This is a genomic window from Streptococcus sp. 27098_8_70, assembly GCF_041432215.1.
GTDB classification, from domain to species: domain Bacteria; phylum Bacillota; class Bacilli; order Lactobacillales; family Streptococcaceae; genus Streptococcus; species Streptococcus oralis_CP.
In genome coordinates, this window is the sequence record NZ_JAPVZD010000001.1 from 320,359 (window position 1) to 340,288 (window position 19,930).

At 40.2% G+C, this 19,930-nt stretch carries 24 protein-coding genes; 7 read left to right on the plus strand and 17 right to left on the minus strand.

Translation table 11 applies throughout. The features are described 5' to 3' along the window. Positions 1–73: 73 nt before the first annotated feature. Both O3655_RS01515 and aac(6') read right to left on the minus strand, forming a co-directional pair. On the minus strand, positions 74–682 hold the full coding sequence (locus O3655_RS01515) for a Type 1 glutamine amidotransferase-like domain-containing protein (protein ID WP_084945211.1): 609 nt from the start codon (positions 680–682) through the stop codon (positions 74–76). A 57-nt stretch (positions 683–739) separates the two neighbouring features. After that, complete coding sequence (gene aac(6'), locus O3655_RS01520) at positions 740–1,168, minus strand: aminoglycoside 6'-N-acetyltransferase (RefSeq protein WP_042902296.1); 429 nt, start codon at positions 1,166–1,168, stop codon at positions 740–742. 29 nt (positions 1,169–1,197) lie between these two features. Between aac(6') and O3655_RS01525 the strand changes: the two genes are divergently transcribed. The 5 genes from O3655_RS01525 (at position 1,198) to O3655_RS01545 (ending at position 2,918) form a co-directional block, all read left to right on the plus strand. Further along, positions 1,198–1,458 (plus strand): hypothetical protein, encoded by a 261-nt coding sequence (locus O3655_RS01525; protein WP_371641124.1) that lies wholly within the window; start codon positions 1,198–1,200, stop codon positions 1,456–1,458. A gap of 215 nt (positions 1,459–1,673) precedes the next feature. Next, a complete protein-coding gene (locus O3655_RS01530; RefSeq protein WP_001813542.1) occupies positions 1,674–1,919 on the plus strand; it encodes a hypothetical protein in 246 nt (81 codons plus the stop codon). Further along, positions 1,916–2,251, plus strand: a complete 336-nt coding sequence (locus O3655_RS01535; RefSeq protein WP_000806926.1) for a hypothetical protein — start codon at positions 1,916–1,918, stop codon at positions 2,249–2,251. The genes O3655_RS01530 and O3655_RS01535 overlap by 4 nt, the downstream gene beginning before the upstream one ends. Before the next feature lie 12 nt (positions 2,252–2,263). Then, entirely contained in the window at positions 2,264–2,632 is a 369-nt protein-coding gene (locus O3655_RS01540) for a hypothetical protein (RefSeq protein WP_000567222.1), read from the plus strand. Beyond that, positions 2,619–2,918 (plus strand): DUF5960 family protein, encoded by a 300-nt coding sequence (locus O3655_RS01545; RefSeq protein WP_001072467.1) that lies wholly within the window; start codon positions 2,619–2,621, stop codon positions 2,916–2,918. The genes O3655_RS01540 and O3655_RS01545 overlap by 14 nt, the downstream gene beginning before the upstream one ends. Before the next feature lie 117 nt (positions 2,919–3,035). On the opposite strand, the gene msr(D) is transcribed toward O3655_RS01545, so the two are convergent. From msr(D) to O3655_RS01610, 13 genes are all read right to left on the minus strand, one after another. Beyond that, positions 3,036–4,499 (minus strand): ABC-F type ribosomal protection protein Msr(D), encoded by a 1,464-nt coding sequence (gene msr(D) / locus O3655_RS01550; protein ID WP_000420313.1) that lies wholly within the window; start codon positions 4,497–4,499, stop codon positions 3,036–3,038. Positions 4,500–4,618: 119 nt separating this feature from the next. Then, positions 4,619–5,836, minus strand: coding sequence for a macrolide efflux MFS transporter Mef(A) (mef(A), locus tag O3655_RS01555; protein WP_000417520.1), 1,218 nt, complete (start codon positions 5,834–5,836; stop codon positions 4,619–4,621). A 385-nt stretch (positions 5,837–6,221) separates the two neighbouring features. Beyond that, positions 6,222–6,392 (minus strand): hypothetical protein, encoded by a 171-nt coding sequence (locus tag O3655_RS01560; RefSeq protein ID WP_000873143.1) that lies wholly within the window; start codon positions 6,390–6,392, stop codon positions 6,222–6,224. A gap of 514 nt (positions 6,393–6,906) precedes the next feature. Then, positions 6,907–8,262, minus strand: a complete 1,356-nt coding sequence (gene rlmD / locus O3655_RS01565; RefSeq protein ID WP_371641126.1) for a 23S rRNA (uracil(1939)-C(5))-methyltransferase RlmD — start codon at positions 8,260–8,262, stop codon at positions 6,907–6,909. Positions 8,263–8,336: 74 nt separating this feature from the next. Continuing rightward, entirely contained in the window at positions 8,337–9,311 is a 975-nt protein-coding gene (locus tag O3655_RS01570) for a DUF1002 domain-containing protein (RefSeq protein ID WP_371641127.1), read from the minus strand. Between the two features lie 87 nt (positions 9,312–9,398). Beyond that, a complete protein-coding gene (locus O3655_RS01575; RefSeq protein WP_084881242.1) occupies positions 9,399–10,001 on the minus strand; it encodes a lysozyme family protein in 603 nt (200 codons plus the stop codon). After that, the gene (locus O3655_RS01580) at positions 10,001–10,975 is read right to left on the minus strand and encodes a nucleoid-associated protein (protein WP_000356115.1); all 975 of its coding nucleotides are present in this window, start codon (positions 10,973–10,975) and stop codon (positions 10,001–10,003) included. The genes O3655_RS01575 and O3655_RS01580 overlap by 1 nt, the downstream gene beginning before the upstream one ends. 7 nt (positions 10,976–10,982) lie before the next feature. After that, positions 10,983–12,239: a serine hydroxymethyltransferase gene (glyA, locus tag O3655_RS01585; RefSeq protein ID WP_044020822.1), complete on the minus strand. Its 1,257-nt coding sequence runs from the start codon at positions 12,237–12,239 to the stop codon at positions 10,983–10,985. Between the two features lie 60 nt (positions 12,240–12,299). After that, complete coding sequence (locus O3655_RS01590) at positions 12,300–12,731, minus strand: GNAT family N-acetyltransferase (protein ID WP_125418056.1); 432 nt, start codon at positions 12,729–12,731, stop codon at positions 12,300–12,302. Position 12,732: 1 nt separating this feature from the next. Further along, the gene (locus O3655_RS01595) at positions 12,733–13,335 is read right to left on the minus strand and encodes an L-threonylcarbamoyladenylate synthase (protein ID WP_162284746.1); all 603 of its coding nucleotides are present in this window, start codon (positions 13,333–13,335) and stop codon (positions 12,733–12,735) included. Then, entirely contained in the window at positions 13,319–14,155 is an 837-nt protein-coding gene (gene prmC / locus O3655_RS01600; protein WP_084921887.1) for a peptide chain release factor N(5)-glutamine methyltransferase, read from the minus strand. Before prmC ends, O3655_RS01595 begins: the two co-directional genes overlap by 17 nt. Further along, the gene (gene prfA / locus O3655_RS01605; protein WP_001028815.1) at positions 14,155–15,234 is read right to left on the minus strand and encodes a peptide chain release factor 1; all 1,080 of its coding nucleotides are present in this window, start codon (positions 15,232–15,234) and stop codon (positions 14,155–14,157) included. The genes prmC and prfA overlap by 1 nt, the downstream gene beginning before the upstream one ends. Then, the gene (locus tag O3655_RS01610; protein ID WP_000068127.1) at positions 15,231–15,821 is read right to left on the minus strand and encodes a thymidine kinase; all 591 of its coding nucleotides are present in this window, start codon (positions 15,819–15,821) and stop codon (positions 15,231–15,233) included. The genes prfA and O3655_RS01610 overlap by 4 nt, the downstream gene beginning before the upstream one ends. A 122-nt stretch (positions 15,822–15,943) precedes the next feature. Here O3655_RS01610 and O3655_RS01615 point away from each other — a divergent pair, with 122 nt between their 5' ends. Both O3655_RS01615 and mnmE read left to right on the plus strand, forming a co-directional pair. Then, on the plus strand, positions 15,944–16,126 hold the full coding sequence (locus O3655_RS01615; RefSeq protein WP_001117401.1) for a 4-oxalocrotonate tautomerase: 183 nt from the start codon (positions 15,944–15,946) through the stop codon (positions 16,124–16,126). A gap of 134 nt (positions 16,127–16,260) precedes the next feature. After that, positions 16,261–17,634 (plus strand): tRNA uridine-5-carboxymethylaminomethyl(34) synthesis GTPase MnmE, encoded by a 1,374-nt coding sequence (gene mnmE / locus O3655_RS01620; RefSeq protein WP_371641128.1) that lies wholly within the window; start codon positions 16,261–16,263, stop codon positions 17,632–17,634. 44 nt (positions 17,635–17,678) lie between these two features. Here mnmE and dapA read toward each other — a convergent pair whose 3' ends face one another. After that, the gene (dapA, locus tag O3655_RS01625; protein WP_371641129.1) at positions 17,679–18,614 is read right to left on the minus strand and encodes a 4-hydroxy-tetrahydrodipicolinate synthase; all 936 of its coding nucleotides are present in this window, start codon (positions 18,612–18,614) and stop codon (positions 17,679–17,681) included. Between the two features lie 51 nt (positions 18,615–18,665). Further along, positions 18,666–19,742, minus strand: coding sequence for an aspartate-semialdehyde dehydrogenase (locus tag O3655_RS01630; RefSeq protein WP_371641130.1), 1,077 nt, complete (start codon positions 19,740–19,742; stop codon positions 18,666–18,668). Positions 19,743–19,930: the final 188 nt, after the last annotated feature.

Sequence of the window (19,930 nt, forward strand, 5' to 3'; positions counted from 1 at the left end):
TTACAATCAAGGCTTTTCATTATTCATTTCGTCAATACCTTAGTTTCGTAAATTCAGATTCGCATGATTAAAACTAGTCAATTTTCTCAATAATGTTTCCAAGTTTATCCAATACAAGACAGGAATGATCATTTAGTGGAATTATGGGAACACTAACGAGTTCTTCTGCTCTATCCTTATTAGCTTTATCATTCCAGGAATCATAATGGATACTAATTAAAAACTGACTAAAGAGTCCTAATCCATTTTTTATCTTTATCTGATGATCTGAATTATCATTAGGTGAGAAATAGACTTTTTCTCCTAATAATAGGGCTCCTGCAGAAAACCCTATAACTTTTGCCCCTTTATTAAGCATATGATCGATATAATTTTTGTACTCCTGATTGACATAAGTAGCTATATATTTTTCCGTATTTCCTCCACCAATGATGATTAGATCAGCATCTAAATAGCTATCAAAATCAATCTGCTCAGTGTCCAAAAGTAAGTAATCAGTGTTTAGATTAGGAAATTGACTTTGGAAAACTTCCGTGTACTTTTTCATGTACGGTTCCCAATTTTCTCGAAAAACTGTAAAAATAACAATTCTTTCAATCTTGCTTGATAATACAATTTTATCAACAATGCTATATTTTTTTATTGGGGGATTCCCACCCATCAAAAAAATTTGTTCTTTCAAGTTAACACACTTTCTAAAGAGACATAAAATTTAAACAAGTTTATTCACGTTTCTAAATTATAATTTCTTCTTAAAGTGAATAATTCTATTTGCCTCCTGAAATCCAATATTGAGATGAAATCTTATAGAATCCGTATTCGTTAAAGTACAGTCACTTGCAAATTCCTTACATCCTTTATTTTTCGCCCATTCCTCACATTTTGTACAGAGATTTTTAGCAATATTCTTTAAACGATATTCCTCGTCGACAATAATCCCTTCTAAGAATCCAACAGGACTATATTTACAACCTTCAACATAATCAAATCTAAGTGAACATAGTGCTAGACCTACAATTGTATCACCTTCAACTTCAGTAAAGATTGCAGTATTTTTGCCATTCGTATATTTTTTTACTTCATCAAAAGCTTCTTTATCGGTCAATTGGGGCCATAATTGTTTTATTAGTTTAGCCGTTTTTATAGAACCTTTTGTTATTCCATCCATATTGATGTTCCTCCGCAAATTACAAGCAAATGTTTCGAATCACGCTGTTACTTTGTTACTCATTGATTGATACCAATACCATCCCTTTCTACTTTTCGACTGTCTCAGATCGGACGAGCAGAGCTACACAATCAGCGGTTCGGACTTACCGTATCATTTCGTCGGTTTCCCTCCTCATTCTACGAGTCCTATCCCATGGGCGGAGCATCTACTTCTACTTCGCTGATGCCTCAGCTCGTACAAGCAGTGATACCGCCTCAACATGTGCTGAGAGCTTTCTTCTATACTAATAGACGAAAGGGTGTGAAAATGATTTTTAAATGATACTGTGGAACGGAACAGTAGCCCTAGTATTGACTACTGTCGTTTCTATTCATATTGGCTATTCTAGGACTGAGATGAAAAAATCTATAAATGCTCAGAATAAAATTGAACCCGCAAATCTCCCCAAAACAATGGTGAGTCATGTACTTGTATTATTCCGAAAAAATACACCTCTGGTGCAGTGAGACAAATTGGTGTATCTTATAGTGGCTTCGTAGATGAAAGCTATACTCTACTATCACTCTTTGATGATGTAGAACAAATTGAAAAAGATAATAGACTTCAGACAGCTATTGATGTTGTCAGAGAACAGTTTGGTTTTTTAGCCATACAAAAAGGAACCGTCCTAACTGAAGGTTCCAGAAATATTGAACGCAGTAAACTTATCGGTGGTCATTCCGCGGGTGGATTGGAGGGATTAAAATGAAACAAGAAAAAAATACAGTACAATTTTCAGAAATCCGTAGCAAAGGATGTAATGATATTGAAATGCTTGAAAGATTTTTACATGGAATCGTTGAAACAGCAACTTCAAAACTTCGTCAGAGAAAACTCAAAACAACTGAAATATCGATACGACTAGTACATGCTAAATCTGAAAACCGATTACCATTGGAATTTACATTTAGCATTAAGCCAACAAGCTCATCTGTGATAATCTATACTGAGGTAATCAATCGCTTTAAAGAATGTTACACAGGTGGGGGAATTCAAGGTTTTACGATTCAATTTGATAAAAATACCCTTGCCTCTGCATAGAAAGGATTTGATATGATTGACCGTTCATATTTACCATTTCAATCAGCAAGAGAGTACCAGGATACAAAGATGCAAAAATGGATGGGCTTTTTCCTATCTGAACATGCATCAGCACTCTCTGATGATACAAACAAAGTAACGTACATGTCTGACTTATCACTAGAGAAGAAATTATTACTCCTCAGTCAAGTATACGCCGGGCAGCTACGCACACGCATTCAAGTGATTGAAAAAAACAAGCGTGTTTCCTACACTGGAACAATACCAAGTCTGACCAAAGATTTCATTTTGATAAAAACTACAACAGGTCACATCAATTTGAAATTAAAAGACATTATTAGTATTGAACTTGTCGAGGAGGTGCTCTATGAATCAGCTTGAGTTTCAGCGTAATCACCTACAAATGGACTATTATAGCGAGAGCTACCAAGATTTTGAACGTGACTTCTACCGCTACTCTAACATGAATATTCCATTGACCTTCCTAACTGATGATATCCTAAAAACAATGGCGACTTCACGTAAGAATTACTTTGTCCTCAATAAGGAAAAGTCCAGAGATAACCGCGATCACTTCTTCATATTTGAAGTAAGTACCGTAGATGAGAATCCGCTAATCTATCATTATACATATAAGAAAACTACAATATATTTAGCAGAAAAATAGGAGCAGTTCAATTGACTGTTCCTATTTTTAATATTCATAAAATCTAAAGTCTTTATACTCTTTAACAATGGAGTCGCCAACCAGAACAGACTATACTGACCAGCGACTACCTTAAATTTAATGTTTCAGATTTATTTTCTTATCTCTAATTTCATAAACTACATCTGCTACATTTTCGAGTAATCGTTTATCGTGGGTGATAAACACGATAGTTCCGGTGTACTCCTTCATTAGTATTTCCAAAGCCTCTAAACTTGGTATGTCAAGGAAGTTACTGGGTTCATCCATTATTAGGATGTTATATCTACCCATGAGCATTTTAGCAAGCAACAATTTTATAATTTCTCCACCGCTTAAAACAGATAAACTTTTTCCAATATCGTTCTGTTTGAACCCCATAGATGCTAGCACTGAACGAATTTCTGATATATTGTAGTCACAATCCTTCTGCATAAACTCCATAACATTCTGATTACTGTTGTACTTGTAACCATTCTGTGCAAAGTAACCTATTTTTGCCTTAGGCGAAATAGAAATTCCTTCTTCATGGTTTAAGATCATTTGGATTAAAGTTGTTTTTCCGATTCCATTACCACCAGTTAACGCCACTTTTGCTCCTAACGGAATTTGAAAAGATGCATTTTCAAACAGAGCCTTATCCCCAAATACTTTATTAATTTCTGCACCGACTATAGGGTATGGATTATGGAGCTCCAATGCTTTACTTTGCCTGAAACGAATTCTGCGAATGCCTTCCGGAGCTTCTACTTTTCCTAAGGCCGCAATCCTGTGCTCTAGGGTTTTAGCAGCATTATACATCTTTTTTTCCTTACTTCCTATTGATTTTTGATGAGCTAAACGCCCTCCGTCTTCAGTACTTTTTTTCTTTGAAGAACCTTTTGCCTTCTGTTCTATTTTACGAGCCTGTTTTCGCTTTTCCTCCGCAGCCCTTTCCAATCGGGCACGTTCCGCAATAAATTGTTCGTATTCTGCAGCTTGGCTCTTACGTTCTTCCTCTTTCTGACGAAGATAATCAGAATAGTTTCCCCAATACTCAGTGATTTTGCCATCTTTCAGTTCCCATATTTTATCTACTATTTCATCAAGAAAATAGCGGTCATGGCTAATAACTAACAGTGCACCTGTAAAATATTTTAGCTGTCCTATTAGAAAATCAATTCCTTCACGGTCTAAATGGCTCGTAGGTTCATCCGCTAAAATACCATGAACCTGTGCCGATAAGGCCTGTGCTATTTTAAGCCTTGTTTCTTCACCACCGCTCATAGTCTGTATATTTAATTGCTCAACACCTAGCTTGCCTACAAGTGCAAAATCTTTTTCCTCCTGCAGAGTTACTTCGTCCAACTGGGGAATATAGGCAAGTTCACCCAGACGATTCATTTTACATCCTGGGGGAGTTAATTCTCCTAAAAGTACCCTGAGTAAAGTGCTTTTTCCAGCACCATTTGCTCCTACTAAACCAATACGGTCATAATCATATACTTCTAATTCATTTATATCTAAAACATCGCGTCCTTTGAATTCCACACGAATGTCTTTTGCTTTTAATATTAATTCCATAACATTTCCTCCTGTCTATAATCGCATGCTTTCATTTGCTTGTATGCAGGGAAAACCCTGCGATTTTAGCAGGAAGAGTTACATGAAAATAAGATACATAAATATTCCTCCAATATTGTTTATTTTAAATCTAATTTTCTAACCTCAGTTATCATTTGGCAAACTATAGCAATGCCAATAATTAAAATACCTGATAGTAAAAACCAATGATTTACACCGATTTTATCAGCAAAGAATCCAGAAAGAATTAACCCAATTGGCATAGCAAGTGACATGATACTTCCGATCAAAGAAAATACACGTCCTAAATATTCAGGCTTAATTTTCTCCTGAAAAAGAGCTGTTTGCACACCGCTATAAAATGGCACCGAAAGCCCCATTATTGCACAGCAAACTACGAATATTACAAATCCATTTGGAGGAAGTATTCCCGAAACGGCTAAACTGGTCCCCATTATAAAAAATGAACTTGTTATTAGTAATACATGCTTTTCGAAGCCCCCTAATCTTCCTAATAATAAGCCTCCTGCTAGCATCCCAAATGCAAAGGAAATTTCCGTAATAGAAATATGCACAGGCGTTCCATTAAAGTATTCCATGCTTATTAAAGGAAATAGTGCATTGATTGGCATATAAACAAAAGTATATAGTGTTCCTAAGAGTAATAAGGCAAACAATCCTTTGTTTTGTCTCAGAACCACAACTCCTTCTTTCATCTCCCTTATGAAATTTGGTTCTAAACTTTGCACTTGATTACCCAGCTTAGGTATACGTACAATTGCTACCGTAATAGATGCAATCACAGCACCCAATACGTCGATGGCAATAATAGCATTTAAATCCCAAACGGAGTATAAGAGTGCTGCAACTGCCGGACTAACAATATAGCTTATAGACTGCAAAGACTGACTATAGCCTGCGCATTTCGTTAGCTGTTCTTCTGGTACTAAAAGTGGTGTAACCGCATTGAGTGCTGGGGTATGAAAAGCTGTTCCAATGCTACGGATAAACAATACTATCATAATCATCCAGACAGGTAGCTCCATACAGAATGCAACAATAGCAAGCACTGCACCAGCTGCTGCGATAATTAAATCGGCACCAATCATTATCTTCTTCCTATCATGACGATCCACTAGCACACCAATGGCAGGTCCCAAAATCGCATAGGGTAAAAAACCTACTAATGAAGCCATAGACAAGACCATCGCAGATCCTGTTTTTTCTGTAAGGTAAAAAATAATCGCCATTTGCAGGATGGCACTAGTGATTAATGATACTGCTTGCCCTGCCCATATTGCATAAAATTTTCGTTTCCAATTGTTGTATTTTTCCATTTATATTATCTCCTGCATATTATTTTGCTTGAATTTCTATTTTGAATAGCATTCTAGGCAATAAAAAATGCAGGCCAAACCCCACAATGTGGCTTTTGGTCTGCATACATACAATTTGGAAACATTCATATTAAAGACATAGTTAAATAAAGGTATAGTTAAATAACCAATATCCTCACCGTAACTAATGAATGCTCAATATCGTATAAATAAGCACAACAAAAAAGCCTATCATCGGGTATAGATTCTGCTTTTTTTATTGCCAGCTTATCTTAAACGCATTGAGGCTGTCATAGTTTCGGTTCCTCCTACATCTTTGTTTATATCAATTTATAGTATAACACAACAAGATGATATGTTCAATATAAAAGTTATGGAATGAGACTCATACTTCCAATTCGATGCCAGATTTAAAGGATATGACGAAGTTTTCTTCATAGACTGTAACGCTCTGGATTATCTTCCTTAGTAGCAAGCGATTAGCTTTCACAAAATCTTCTGTTTGTAGTTTTAAAAATTCATCAGGATTTTCTAACTCAACCTCAAAATATTTCATTTTACATTCCCTCATTTCATTTATTGATAAATTGAGTTTGCAAAAAAGAGTGGACAATTTTTGTCTACTCTTAACCTTTAAAATAGTTTTTTTTAATCGATTTGAAGTTGCCTAAATTATTACTTATTCGGTAAAATGAAGTATTGCTTTCAACAGATTTCCTTCAACTACACTTCACTTGATTCAAACAAGGTGGGTACATTTCTATTCCCACAAACTCCTTGTCAATGGAAACAAACACGTACCCACAGGGTAAATGGAAATAGAAACTGATAATTTCTAGCTATCACTTCTACTCATTCCAAAAATTTTCTCACTCTGATACTTACCCACCATAAAGCAAAAAGCCTTGCAATCAAGGCTTTCATTATCCCTTTCGTTCAAAGGTTTCTAAGCTTTTACGAGCAGAGCGACACACTCAGCGGTTCGCTATCTCCGTTCTGTCTGCGTGCTAGCACTTGTCAATCACGGACAGCTATCGCATGGGCGGAAGTAAATGCTAATCTTCGTCGTTTTACTCCTTGACTAGCAAACTTACCGCCTCAACATGGTGCGTTTGAGGAAACAAATCCACCGGTTGGACTTTCTTCAATTCATATCCCAACTCTTGGTAGAGTTTGATATCACGCGCCATGGTTGCGACATTGCAGGAGATATAGGCAATGCGGTCTGCTCCTGTTTGGCTGCTTGCTTTGATGAAGCTTTCGGTCAAGCCCTTGCGTGGAGGGTCAACCAAGATGACCGTTGGTTGAATACATTCCTTGAGCCAATTCTTCATAGCATTTTCAGCTGTGTCACAGACATAGTGTGCATTAGCGATATTATTCAAGGTAGCATTCTTCTGGCTATTCCCAACTGCTTCTGGGATGACCTCAACTCCATAGACTTCCTTGACGTGCTTGGCGACTGATAATCCAATCGTTCCAATACCAGAATAAGCGTCGATCACCACATCATCTTCTCTTAACTCTGCAAAGTCAATAGCTGTTTGATAAAGTTTCTCTGCCATTTCTGTATTGACCTGGTAAAAGGCTGGGCCAGCGATTTGGAAGTCATTTCCCACCATCTGGTCGGTAATATAGTCTTGACCATAAAGAGTTTTCCACTCCTTACCAAAAATCGCATTGGTATTCTGCTCATTGATATTTTGCATGACAGACACGATCTCTGGAAACTGCTTGATGAGTTGTTCAATCAATTGCTCAACACGAAAAACTTTAGGACGAGTTGTTACTAAAATCACCATGATTTGTCCTGAATAGTGGCCTCGTCGCACAACGAGGTTTCGAATCAAGCCAGACTGTTCCTTTTCATCATAAGGTTTCAAATCATAACGACGTAGCAGGTCTCGAAGAGCTACTACGACTTGGTCAATGACAGGATCCTGAATAAAAAAATCTTCAAGGGGCATGAGATCGTGCGAATTCTTACGGAAAAAGCCAGTTTCCAAGACACCATTCACTCGACGAACGGGCACCTGGGCCTTATTTCGATACTTGACAGGATTCTCCATACCAAGTGTTTCAGCAACCTCTACATCTCTAATGCAAGCAATCTTGTAGAGACTGTCTTTGACTTGTTTGGTTTTAAAATTGAGCTGCTCTGGATAGGCAAGATGCCCCAAATCAGCGATACCTGAGCGTAGATAAGCTAGGTCAAGGTCTTGGTTACGATGCGGAGAATGTGTAAGGTATTCTTCAACTTTCCCGTAGCCAATCTTTTTATTGACCTTAAGGACTCGCATGAGGATTTTCTCAGTTGGTAGAGCATTTTCTACAAAAAAAACCAAACTATCTACCTTAGCAACTCCAGCACCTTCATGAGTCAAATCAACAATCTCAACTTCTACAATATCATTTTTCTTTAACATATTTTTCACTTTCTATTAGCCGACAAAAAAAGACGGCAACATTTCTGTTACCATCTATTATATCATGAAATGACCTAAGCACCAAAACTCTTGAAGAAGTTGACAATGGCTTGCCAAAGAGAGCTAAAGAAGTTGCCCCCCTCTTCTAGCGCTTTATTGGCATCAAAGTTGAGATTGATATTTTTAAAACTATCTCCAGCTTGAGATACAATGCTTTCCTTGAGGTCATTTAGGGTTTTAGTGAAATCAGCATTGTTCAAAATGTCACTCTTTGAGAGGTTGAGGGCAAAATTGATGATGATATTGACCTGGTTTCCTGTTATAACCTGATCGAGTTTGTAGTTTTTTAGCGTGTCTTCAACGATTTTGCGGACATCTTCTTCTGTCAGATTTCCTTTGGCTTCTTTTGCCTTTGCGATTCCTGCCTTGATATCTGCCAAAGCCACATTGAGCTTATTGGCATCGTAGCCTGACTTGTCCTTGTTTTCAGCATTGATATCGGACAAGGCTTTTAGTTCTTCTTGGGCCAAGTCCTTATTGGCTTGCGGTACTTTAGCACCATTGGCCTCTAACGAGTAGTAAATCCCAGCTAGGGCGCTCTCACCTGTAACTGGAATGGGTGCTGCAACTGTGATTTTGGCATGCTCCACTCCCAGCGTCACTGCTGCGTTACGGTACATATCCTGCGTCACCTTGGTGATATTTTCAGGCGTTTCAATCTTGACTTCTAGAGGCGACTTATCCCCCAGCTTTTGAATCTTGGCTGATGAATAGAGCTGTAGACTAGCATCATTAGCCACATTCATAATTTTCGAATAGACATCAGGTGTCATAGTTTTAATATCTTTGGTGTCTTTTGATGCGTCATAGCCAAGTTTGCTAAGAGTTTGATTTTTCTGGTCTTCAGATAGAGAAGAACCTAGAACATATTCGGGTTGTACATAGGTTTCATCGATCACTTTTTGAACATCGGTTGCTGCATGGACACTCGTCATAGCTGTTGCGGCCCACAATACTGCAGCACTTGTTAGAAAGAATTTCTTTCTCATGGGGTATTCCCTCCTTTACCTTTCTAGGGTAATAAAACAATCTTAAAGAAAACTTATAGTGAAAAAACACCTGGTCAAACCAGATGTTTAGAAGAAATTAAAGAATTTCATGATATAGAGATTGAAGCGAACCTGTCTCGAGTAGTAATAATTTCCACCATTCTCATAGAGTTCGGCTCCGTGAAAGATAGAAATGGGGTTGATATAGGTATAGGTCTTTCCAGTGGTATTGCCAAGGATAGGAGCGACCGTATCTCGGGAGTAACGCTTGGCTAGGGCCAGAGTATTTTCCTTGCCATTCTGAGCGATAAAATCGATATAGGCAGGTCCAAAATTATAGGCTTGAACGGCGGTCCAGACATCTACTCCTTTGCTCTGTGCCAAATAGAGATTATCTGTTAAAGTCTGTACCCCTTGGCGAATACTAGAGGCATCGTCTTTGATGGTATTGGTAGCGCCACTAGCAGACTCACTAGACTGCATAACATCCCGCTCTTTTCCCTTCGTTTCGGTATAAATCATAGCGAGCACTAACTCTTCATTGGCTGGAGTATCTCTTTCGCTCAAGATTTCTCGCACCATGGGTTGGTAGGTCATGACTTGTTTAACATCCTGATGGATATGATAAGCTTTGTATCCTGCGAAAAGGAAGACTGCTAGCACAAGCACTCTTCTTATAAATTTAAACATTATTTACTTTGAATATCCTCGATATTTTTGATTAAGATAGAATAGGTTCCATTGTCATTTTGGATAAACTCAACAGACTCGGCGTCTTGGTAGACGTTATTGGGAACGATGAGTTCAATTCCATTTGACAAGGAAAGTTTTTGGTTTTCAAATTTCTTGAGCTGACGACTGGCATCAATTTCATCAAACTGGACTGGTTCTGGTACAGCTTCCTTGACTTGGTCGATAAAGCTCAAGCGAGCTGTCAGATTGTTATCAAAAAGGTCGTTAGCCAATTTTTCAGGTGACAGTTCATTGCTTTCTTCCAGATTGTTGAAAATCGCTGATTTGACCTTGGATTGAAACTGGAAGTCATCTGTGTTAAAAGATTCAGCAATTCTCTGAGCCGTTTTTTCCAGTTCCTTGATGGATTTTTTTGGCGAAATCTTAGGGGCAACAGCTAGGAGATTTTCTGAAAAATAATTCAAGAAAGTCCCATTATACTTGATTCGTTTTTCGATGAGATGGTACTTGCGACTTTGAAGATTGACCACCAAGGCCTCATCAGCCCCCGTTCCAAATCCAGGAAGGTTATTCTGAGTTAGCTTGATTGGGTTATCAACTTCTCCACCAAGGTGGGTCAAGGTCTCACGTAGAGCAATTCGCAAGAAAGCGAAATGTTCAACACCTTCTTTAGAAAACTGAACAAAAACCAAGTCATTGGTCTTGAGATTTTCAGAAATGCTGAACTCCTCTTTCCAAAGATTAGCCAGTGTTACTGATGTCTCCAACAAATCATCCGTGATGTGATTGAAGAAGGGATTTTCTTCTTCGAAAATCCCAGTCTTGGCTTCATCTGAATACACACGTTCGATTTTTTTGCGCAGGTATTCTTCGATTTTTGGAGTGATATTGAGAAATTTATCCGCTAGAAACAGCTCGGTATCATCTGGGCTGAACTGATGGATAATGGCTTTCTTAATATAAATGTCCATAAAAGTATTAGTCCTCGTATAGCGGGAAGGCATCTGTCAACGCTTTGACTTCACTTCTCACTTCTTCTAAGACAGCCTTATTTTCTGCATTTTTAAGAGTTTTAATGATGAGTTCAGCCACTTTACGGCTTTCTTCTTCACCAAATCCACGTGCAGTGATGGCTGCTGCTCCGATACGAATTCCACTTGTCTTGAATGGTGACAAAGTTTCGTAAGGGATTGAATTTTTATTTAGGGTAATATTAACCTCATCCAGCAAGTTTTGAGCAACTTTTCCGTTTTCTACAACCTTAGTCACATCCACTAGGAAGAGGTGATTTTCAGTACCACCTGAGATGATACGGAAATCAGGGTCTTGCAAGAAGACTTCAACCATAGCCTTGCTGTTTTTGATAACATTGGCAGCATATTCCTTGAAGGCTGGGTCCAAAACTTCTTTGAAGGAAACCGCCTTAGCCGCCACAACATGCTCCAAAGGACCACCCTGAATACCAGGGAAAATAGCTGAGTTGATTTTCTTAGCTAGGTCCTCATCATTTGTCAAAATCAAGCCACCACGTGGTCCACGAAGAGTTTTGTGGGTCGTTGTTGTAGTGATATGAGCGTATGGTACTGGGCTTGGATGAAGTCCAGCTGCCACCAAACCAGCGATATGGGCCATATCGACCATAAGCTTAGCCCCAACAGCATCTGCGATTTCACGGAATTTTGAGAAGTCAATAATTTGAGAGTAGGCTGAAGCACCTGCTACGATTAGTTTAGGTTTTACTTCTTGGGCTTGTTTCAAGATAGCATCAAAGTCCAAAAGTTCCGTTTCAGGATCCACACTATAAGAAACGAAGTTGTAAGTTTGTCCAGAGAAGCTAACTGGAGCTCCGTGGGTCAAGTGACCACCTGCTGCCAAATCCATCCCCATAACGGTATCACCTGGCTCAATCAAAGCCATATATGCTGCACAGTTGGCTTGGCTTCCTGAGTGAGGTTGGACATTGGCGAATTTAGCACCGAAAATTTCTTTTGCACGTTCAATAGCTAAAGTTTCTACCACGTCTACTACATCAGTTCCACCATAATAACGGCGTCCTGGGTAACCCTCGGCATATTTGTTTGTCAAGATAGACCCTTGAGCTGCCATAACAGCCTTGGAAACCACGTTTTCCGAAGCAATCAACTCGATATTGTTTTGTTGGCGTTCTTCTTCTTTGGCAATAGCATTCCAGAGATCAGCATCGTATGCTTTAAAATCGTCTTTGTCAAAAATCATAGGTCTTCTCCTTTATAGTGTGACTGGTCCTTTAGTTTGTTTTTCCAATAAGAAAATAAACTAAAAGATGCGAATAAACCGTTTCTGCATTTTATCACAAGTATAACCAACTTTTTCATAAAATGCATGAGCTCCCAGACGATGATCAGCAGAGTTTAAGCGGATAAACCCATAACCCCGTCTTTTTGCTTCTTGATCCAACCCTTGCAGTAAGCTTTTACCGATACCTTGCCCTTGTGCTTGAGGCGAAACCGCTAAGCCTAAGATATTAAATCCTACTTTGGAATAAAGGGATTCATAAACTTCAGCATGGACATAGCCAAGTAGGACATGACTGGCTGCATCCTCATAGCCAAGTAGGAAATGATGAGAATCCTGAGATAATTTAGCTAGTTGACTAGCTGTGTCCTCTGGACTAAAAGAATAACCCAAAGCCTCTTGATTAATCTCACATATAGCATTCACATCTGTTTCTTGCAAATCTCTTAGCATCTCATTCCTCCTCAAAAGAAATCTCTGGCAACCGAGCAAGAATATCTTCTCGCTTAATCGCCCCCTGGCGCAAGATTTTCACCTTGTCTCCAGACAAATCCAAAATAGTCGAATCCTGTCCAGTTAGAAAAGCGTCGTCCTCCAGACCCAAAACCTCTTGGTCAAAATCCTCTAGAATTTGAGCAAAGGTCACTCCACTCGCCTGACCCGAGATATTGGCAGACGGCCCAATCAAGGGTCCTGTCTCTCGAATCAAATCCAGTGTAATGGGATGACTCGGCATCCGAAATCCCACCGTTGAAAGACCAGAATTGACCCAATAGGGAACTCGGTCATTGGCTTCGAGGATAATGGTCAAGGGACCCGGTAAAAAGGCCTCTACAATTTTTTCTAGATAAGTTGGCTGATTCTTTGAAAAGTGCAAGATGTCCTCTAGAGAAGCGACATTAAGATTGAGTGCCTTATCTCTAGGACGACGTTTGAGTTGGTAAACATGGTCGACAGCTTTTTCGTCTAAGGCCTTAGCAAAGAGACCATAAACTGTCTCTGTAGGCAAAACAACAGCTCCGCCCTTTTCCAACTCTTGTCTAATCCTGTCCATCATCAACCACAACCATCCTATCTTGACCAAATTGGTCCTTGAGTGTTCGTACCCGTTTTTCAGGAAGATGTTTCCTAAAAAGCGCAGGAACACTTTGACCTTGCTTGTATCCAATTTCAAGGTAAATCTTACCACCATCTGTGAGATAGTCTTTTGCATCTTCCGCAATTCTGCGGTAAATAGCTAGGCCATCCTCATCTGCAAAGAGAGCTAGATGAGGTTCTGAATGCAAAACATTCAAACCAACCTCTGACTCATCTTCACGAGAGATATAGGGTGGATTGGATACAATTATATCATATTTTTCAGAAATTTCTGCAAAACAATCAGATTTTTTAAAAAATATATTAAGATTTTGATTGCTAGCATTCTCTGATGCAAGCTCTAAGGCGGCTTGGGAAATATCTGCTGCTGTCACTGACCAATCTGGTCTGTTTTTAGCTAATGCAAGGGCTATGGCACCACTTCCAGTCCCGATATCTAGAATCTTAAGACTTTCCTCAGGATTTTCTGTGAGGATGAGATCCACCAACTCTTCTGTCTCTGGCCGAGGAATCAAAACTCGCTCATCCACTTTTAACTGCATTCCAAAGAAATCTGCCTGTCCGATGATATACTGTGCTGGTTTATGGGACGCTAACTGCTGGTAAATTTCTTCTACAAATTGTGTTCCTTCCTCTGTTACCTCTTGCTGGAGGGCAAAGACAAAGTCTGTAAAAGAGAGATTTTTTAAGCTACGATAGACAAAAGAGAGGCTTTCTGCTTCCTCTCCTTGTCTTATCAACGCTTCTTCAAAATCTGAAAATAATTGAGCTAATTTCATTATTTGTTTAATTCTTCTAATTTTTGTGTTTGGTCATAGAGCACCAAGGCGTCCACAACTTCATCCAATTTACCAGATAAAATCGTATCTAGTTTTTGGAGGGTCAAACCGATACGGTGGTCTGTGACACGGTTTTGTGGGAAGTTATAAGTACGAATACGTTCAGAACGATCCCCAGTACCGATTGTTGACTTACGCTCGGCATCTTGTTCATCTTGAGCAATCTGAGCAAAATGGTCAGCAACACGCGCACGGATGATTTTCATGGCCTTCTCGCGGTTTTTCTGCTGGGTACGTTCTTCTTGCATCTCAACCTTAATATTGGTTGGCAAGTGAACGATACGCACGGCAGTCGCAACCTTATTGACGTTCTGACCACCAGCACCAGATGCGTGGTAGATGTCAACACGAAGGTCTTTTGGATCAATATCGTATTCTACTTCTTCCACTTCAGGCATGACAAGGACTGTCGCTGTCGAAGTGTGGACACGACCTTGGCTTTCTGTCACAGGGACACGTTGCACACGGTGGGCACCTGATTCGTACTTAAGCTTAGAATATACAGATTGACCAGAAACCATAGCAACCACTTCCTTGAAACCACCGACACCGTTCATAGAAGCTTCCATGACTTCAAAGCGCCAGCCTTGGGCTTCCGCATACTTTTGGTACATAGTTAGCAAATCTCCAGCGAAGAGCGCTGCTTCGTCTCCACCAGCTGCTCCACGGATTTCAAGGATGATATTCTTGTCATCGTTTGGATCCTTTGGAAGAAGCAAGATTTTCAGTTTTTCTTCGTATTCTTCTTTTTCAGCCTTGGCATCTTTCAGCTCTTGCTTGGCCATTTCTTCCAAGTCCGCATCTCCGCCTGATTCTTTAATCATCTCTTCGGCATCAACGATGTTTTGAAGAACTTGTTTGTACTCACGGTAGGCTGTTACCGTATCACGAGTTGAAGCCTCTTCTTTTGAAAGCTCCATGAAGCGTTTGGTGTCTGAAACGACATCAGGGTCACTCAGCAATTCTCCTAATTCTTCATATCGGTCTTCTACAGCTTGTAGTTGATCATAGATGTTCATTTTTCTTCATTCTCCTTATTGATTTCAGGCGCAAAATAATGTTTTCGGCAGACTGAGATATAGGTTTCATTGCCACCGATCTGAATTTGTTCGCCATCATAGACTGGCACGCCATCTTGAGTTCGCAACACCATAGTCGCCTTTTTCTTACAGTACTGACAAATGGTCTTGATTTCGTCAATCTTGTCTGCTAAGAGCAAGAGGTATTTGGAACCTTCGAACAATTCATTGCGAAAGTCATTCTTCAAACCAAAAGCCATGACAGGTATGTCTAGCTCGTCCACAACACGAGCTAGGTCGTAAACATGGTGACGCTTGAGAAACTGGGCCTCATCGACTAGCACACAGTATGGTTTCTCAGGTAAGTCTCGGATATAGCCGAAGATATCTGTCGTTTCCTCAATCGCAATGGCTGGGCGTTTCATGCCAATCCGACTAGATACATAGCCAACACCGTCACGTGTATCCAGAGCCGAAGTCATAATCACAACTCCCTTTCCTTGCTCCTCGTAGTTATAGGCTACCTTGAGAATCTCAATCGTCTTACCAGAGTTCATGGTCCCATAACGATAATACAACTGTGCCATGCTTCTATTTCACGTCCATTTCTAAATTTTTGCTACATTCTAGTATATCATAATTTCCTGAAGCTTTAAACGGCAAAATGTGGTAAAATAGAAGAAATCAAAAACTAGTGGAGGAAGCTACTATGCCATTTGTACGCATCGATTTATTTGAAGGTCGCACGCTCGAGCAAAAGAAAGCTCTTGCTAAGGAAGTAACGGAGGCTGTTGTCCGCAACACTGGAGCCCCTCAATCAGCTGTTCATGTCATTATCAACGACATGCCAGAAGGAACTTACTTCCCACAGGGAGAAATGCGCACCAAATAAGCTAGCTTAAGCAGAAATGCTTAGGCTTTTTCAATCTCCAAGTAGCATCCATTGAAGAAATAGTCTAATTTTGTTACAATTTGAAGAGATGCTTGGATACCTATCCTAAGAAAAGAAATACAAAAGGAAATAGTATGATTACACGTGAATTTGATACCATCGCTGCTATCTCTACTCCACTAGGTGAAGGAGCCATTGGTATTGTCCGCCTGAGCGGAACAGATAGTTTTGCCATTGCGCAAAAGATTTTTAAAGGAAAAGACTTGAGCAAGGTTGCAAGCCATACCCTCAACTACGGTCACATTATTGACCCGCAGACAGGGAAGGTCATGGACGAAGTTATGGTTGGAGCTATGAAGTCTCCAAAGACCTTCACTCGTGAGGATATTATCGAGATTAACACCCACGGCGGGATTGCGGTAACTAATGAAATTCTCCAGCTAGCTATCCGTGAAGGAGCTCGATTGGCTGAACCGGGTGAATTTACCAAGCGTGCCTTTCTAAACGGTCGTGTGGACTTAACACAGGCTGAGGCGGTGATGGACATCATCCGTGCTAAGACAGATAAGGCCATGAATATTGCAGTCAAACAATTGGACGGTTCTCTTTCTGACCTCATTAATAATACTCGCCAAGAAATCCTCAATACGCTTGCCCAAGTAGAGGTCAATATCGACTATCCTGAGTATGATGATGTTGAGGAAGCTACTACTGCTGTTGTCCGTGAGAAGACTATGGAGTTTGAGCAATTGTTAACCAATCTCCTTAGAACAGCTCGTCGTGGTAAAATCCTTCGTGAGGGAATTTCAACTGCCATCATCGGACGCCCCAACGTTGGTAAATCGAGCCTCCTCAACAATCTCCTTCGTGAAGACAAGGCCATCGTAACGGACATCGCTGGTACTACCCGTGATGTCATCGAAGAATACGTCAACATCAATGGGGTTCCTCTCAAATTGATTGATACAGCCGGTATCCGGGATACAGATGATATCGTGGAACAAATCGGTGTCGAACGTTCTAGAAAAGCCCTCAAGGAAGCTGACTTGGTACTACTAGTACTAAATGCCAGTGAACCACTGACCGCCCAAGATCGCCAACTCTTAGAAATCAGCCAAGATACCAACCGCATTATTCTACTTAATAAAACTGATCTTCCTGAAGCAATTGAAACTTCAGAACTCCCTGAAGATGTCATCCGCATTTCAGTCCTCAAAAACCAAAACATCGATAAGATTGAAGAGCGCATTAACAACCTCTTCTTTGAAAATGCTGGTCTTGTAGAGCAAGATGCTACCTACTTGTCAAATGCCCGTCACATTTCCCTGATTGAAAAAGCAGTTGAAAGCCTACAAGCTGTTAATGAAGGTCTTGAACTAGGGATGCCAGTTGACTTGCTTCAAGTTGACTTGACTCGTACTTGGGAAATCCTTGGAGAAATTACTGGGGATGCTGCTCCTGATGAACTCATCACCCAACTCTTTAGCCAATTCTGTTTAGGAAAATAAGAAATCCATGATCGTTCTTGCGGTCATGGATTTTATTGTCTTTATTAGTAATCTGGTCTTAAGACACCTGTTACAGTTGCTTTAGTTGCTTCGTAGTCGCCATCTACGACAACCTTGATAATGCGTTTGGCATCTTCTTCTGGTGCTGGAACGAGAGGTAGACGAGTTGGTCCAGCTTCAAATCCCATGTAGTTCAAAACTGCCTTGACAGGTGCAGGACTTGGATAAGAGAAGAGGGCGTTTACCTTAGGAATGAACTGACGCTGAATAGCTGCGGCTTTCTTCATATCGCTTTCTGCAATGGCAGTAAACATTTCGTGCATTTCATCCCCATTTGTATGAGAAGCAACAGAGATAACCCCATCCGCACCAAGGTTCATGGCATGGAAGGCATCACCATCCTCACCTGTATAAATCAAGAATTCTTCTGGCTTGTGCTCAATCAAGTAAGCCATATTAGCCAAGCTAGTACATTCTTTAACACCGATAATATTAGGATGGTCAGCCAAGCGAAGCATGGTTTCTGGAGTCAATTCGACAACCACACGCCCTGGAATGTTATAAATGATAATCGGCAAATCTGAGGCATCAGCAATAGCCTTGAAATGTTGATACATCCCTTCTTGAGAAGGTTTATTATAGTAAGGTACGATTGCAAGCCCAGCTGCAAAACCACCAAATTCTGCTACTTCTTTGACAAACTCAATCGAATCTCGTGTATCATTGGTACCTACACCCGCAATCAAAGGAACGCGTCCCTTTACAACCTTTTGTATAGCAGCAAAGAGCTCCAACTCTTCATCGTGAGTCAAGGTTGGACTTTCAGCTGTCGTTCCAGCTAGAAGAATGCCGTCTGTATGATGGGCCAATAAATGCTCAATCAAGGCTGGAATAGCATCAAAGTTGATGGAACCATCTTCATGGAAAGGAGTAATGAAGGCAGTAATGATTTTACATTCTTTTAGATCTTGGTAAGACATGAGAAACACCTCTCTATTTCAAAGAAGGAGTTCATTCGAACTCCTAATCCATTATTTCAATTCAAATTTTAGCTCAGCTGTGGGACGGACCAAACCACGCTCATGAAGTGTTTCTGCGATCTGTACAGAATTCCAAGCAGCACCTTTGAGGAGGTTATCTGAAACAACCCACATGTGAATTCCTTTTTCAGCATCCAAGTCCTTACGGATACGACCGACAAAGGTATCTCGTGAGCCAACAGCATTGATGGCTTGTGGGTAAACTTGGTTAGCCACATCATCCTCCAAAACTGCACCTGGGAAGGCTGAGATAGCTGCTTTCACTTCTTCGATTGGGGCTACTTCTTTTGTTTCGATGTAAACAGACTCAGAGTGAGCTGACAAGACTGGAATACGTACACATGTTGCAGACACTGCGATGCTATCATCTTCCATGATTTTCTTCGTTTCCTTAGTCATCTTCATCTCTTCATAAGTGTAATCATTGTCAGTAAAGACATCGATTTGTGGAAGAGCGTTAAAAGCGATAGGATAGTGTTTCTTATCACCACCTGAAGGCAAGATTTCCGCATGCAAATCACGTGGATTCACACCATCATTCAAGACTTCACGAAGTTCACGTTGTGTTTCAAGAATCGCTCCCATACCTGCACCAGAGACTGCTTGGTAAGTTGAAACGATGATACGATCCAAGCCCCATGTTTGACGAACAGGCTCAAGAGCCACCATCATTTGGATTGTTGAACAGTTAGGGCAGGCAATGATTCCGTTGTGGGCATCAAGTGCATGAGCATTGACCTCTGGAACAACCAAAGGAACATCTGGATTTTGACGGAAATAAGATGTATTATCTACTACTACTGCCCCAGCTTGAACTGCGTATGGTGCATACTTAGCTGATGTCGAACCACCTGCTGAGAAGAGTGCAATATCAACACCCTCAAAGGCTGTCTCAGTTGTTTCTTCAATCGTAATATCTTGGTCTTTAAATTTCAAAGTTTTGCCTGCTGAACGTGCAGAAGCAAGGTAACGAATTTTATCGATTGGAAGTGTTGATTCTTCCAACATTTTTATCATCTGAGCTCCGACAGCACCTGTCGCGCCGACTACAGCAACTGTATATCCCATAAATAACCTCTTTCGGAATTTTCTAAAAATTTCTATAATAGATGTATTATACTACTTTTTCCAGAAATTGAAAAGCATTTTTAGACTATATTTTCTGAAAACTAAAAATCCCTAGTCATTGACCAGGGACTAAGAGGCATCTTCATGTGATGAGCAGGTTCACACAACTCATCAAGGTCCGCTCCTGC

What these genes read in the sequence shown, in the direction of transcription:
- O3655_RS01545 (WP_001072467.1), top strand. Translation starts at nt 2,619, where the DNA reads ATGAATCAGCTTGAGTTTCAGCGTAATCACCTACAAATGGACTATTAT.
- O3655_RS01540 (WP_000567222.1), top strand. Translation starts at nt 2,264, where the DNA reads ATGATTGACCGTTCATATTTACCATTTCAATCAGCAAGAGAGTACCAG.
- O3655_RS01535 (WP_000806926.1), top strand. Translation starts at nt 1,916, where the DNA reads ATGAAACAAGAAAAAAATACAGTACAATTTTCAGAAATCCGTAGCAAA.
- prfA (WP_001028815.1), bottom strand. Translation starts at nt 15,234, where the DNA reads ATGAACATCTATGATCAACTACAAGCTGTAGAAGACCGATATGAAGAA.
- O3655_RS01575 (WP_084881242.1), bottom strand. Translation starts at nt 10,001, where the DNA reads ATGTTTAAATTTATAAGAAGAGTGCTTGTGCTAGCAGTCTTCCTTTTC.
- O3655_RS01610 (WP_000068127.1), bottom strand. Translation starts at nt 15,821, where the DNA reads ATGGCACAGTTGTATTATCGTTATGGGACCATGAACTCTGGTAAGACG.
- O3655_RS01580 (WP_000356115.1), bottom strand. Translation starts at nt 10,975, where the DNA reads ATGGACATTTATATTAAGAAAGCCATTATCCATCAGTTCAGCCCAGAT.
- O3655_RS01560 (WP_000873143.1), bottom strand. Translation starts at nt 6,392, where the DNA reads ATGAAATATTTTGAGGTTGAGTTAGAAAATCCTGATGAATTTTTAAAA.
- dapA (WP_371641129.1), bottom strand. Translation starts at nt 18,614, where the DNA reads ATGTCTTACCAAGATCTAAAAGAATGTAAAATCATTACTGCCTTCATT.
- mnmE (WP_371641128.1), top strand. Translation starts at nt 16,261, where the DNA reads ATGATTACACGTGAATTTGATACCATCGCTGCTATCTCTACTCCACTA.
- prmC (WP_084921887.1), bottom strand. Translation starts at nt 14,155, where the DNA reads ATGAAATTAGCTCAATTATTTTCAGATTTTGAAGAAGCGTTGATAAGA.
- O3655_RS01615 (WP_001117401.1), top strand. Translation starts at nt 15,944, where the DNA reads ATGCCATTTGTACGCATCGATTTATTTGAAGGTCGCACGCTCGAGCAA.
- O3655_RS01595 (WP_162284746.1), bottom strand. Translation starts at nt 13,335, where the DNA reads ATGATGGACAGGATTAGACAAGAGTTGGAAAAGGGCGGAGCTGTTGTT.
- O3655_RS01630 (WP_371641130.1), bottom strand. Translation starts at nt 19,742, where the DNA reads ATGGGATATACAGTTGCTGTAGTCGGCGCGACAGGTGCTGTCGGAGCT.
- glyA (WP_044020822.1), bottom strand. Translation starts at nt 12,239, where the DNA reads ATGATTTTTGACAAAGACGATTTTAAAGCATACGATGCTGATCTCTGG.
- O3655_RS01570 (WP_371641127.1), bottom strand. Translation starts at nt 9,311, where the DNA reads ATGAGAAAGAAATTCTTTCTAACAAGTGCTGCAGTATTGTGGGCCGCA.
- O3655_RS01525 (WP_371641124.1), top strand. Translation starts at nt 1,198, where the DNA reads ATGTTTCGAATCACGCTGTTACTTTGTTACTCATTGATTGATACCAAT.
- rlmD (WP_371641126.1), bottom strand. Translation starts at nt 8,262, where the DNA reads ATGTTAAAGAAAAATGATATTGTAGAAGTTGAGATTGTTGATTTGACT.
- O3655_RS01590 (WP_125418056.1), bottom strand. Translation starts at nt 12,731, where the DNA reads ATGCTAAGAGATTTGCAAGAAACAGATGTGAATGCTATATGTGAGATT.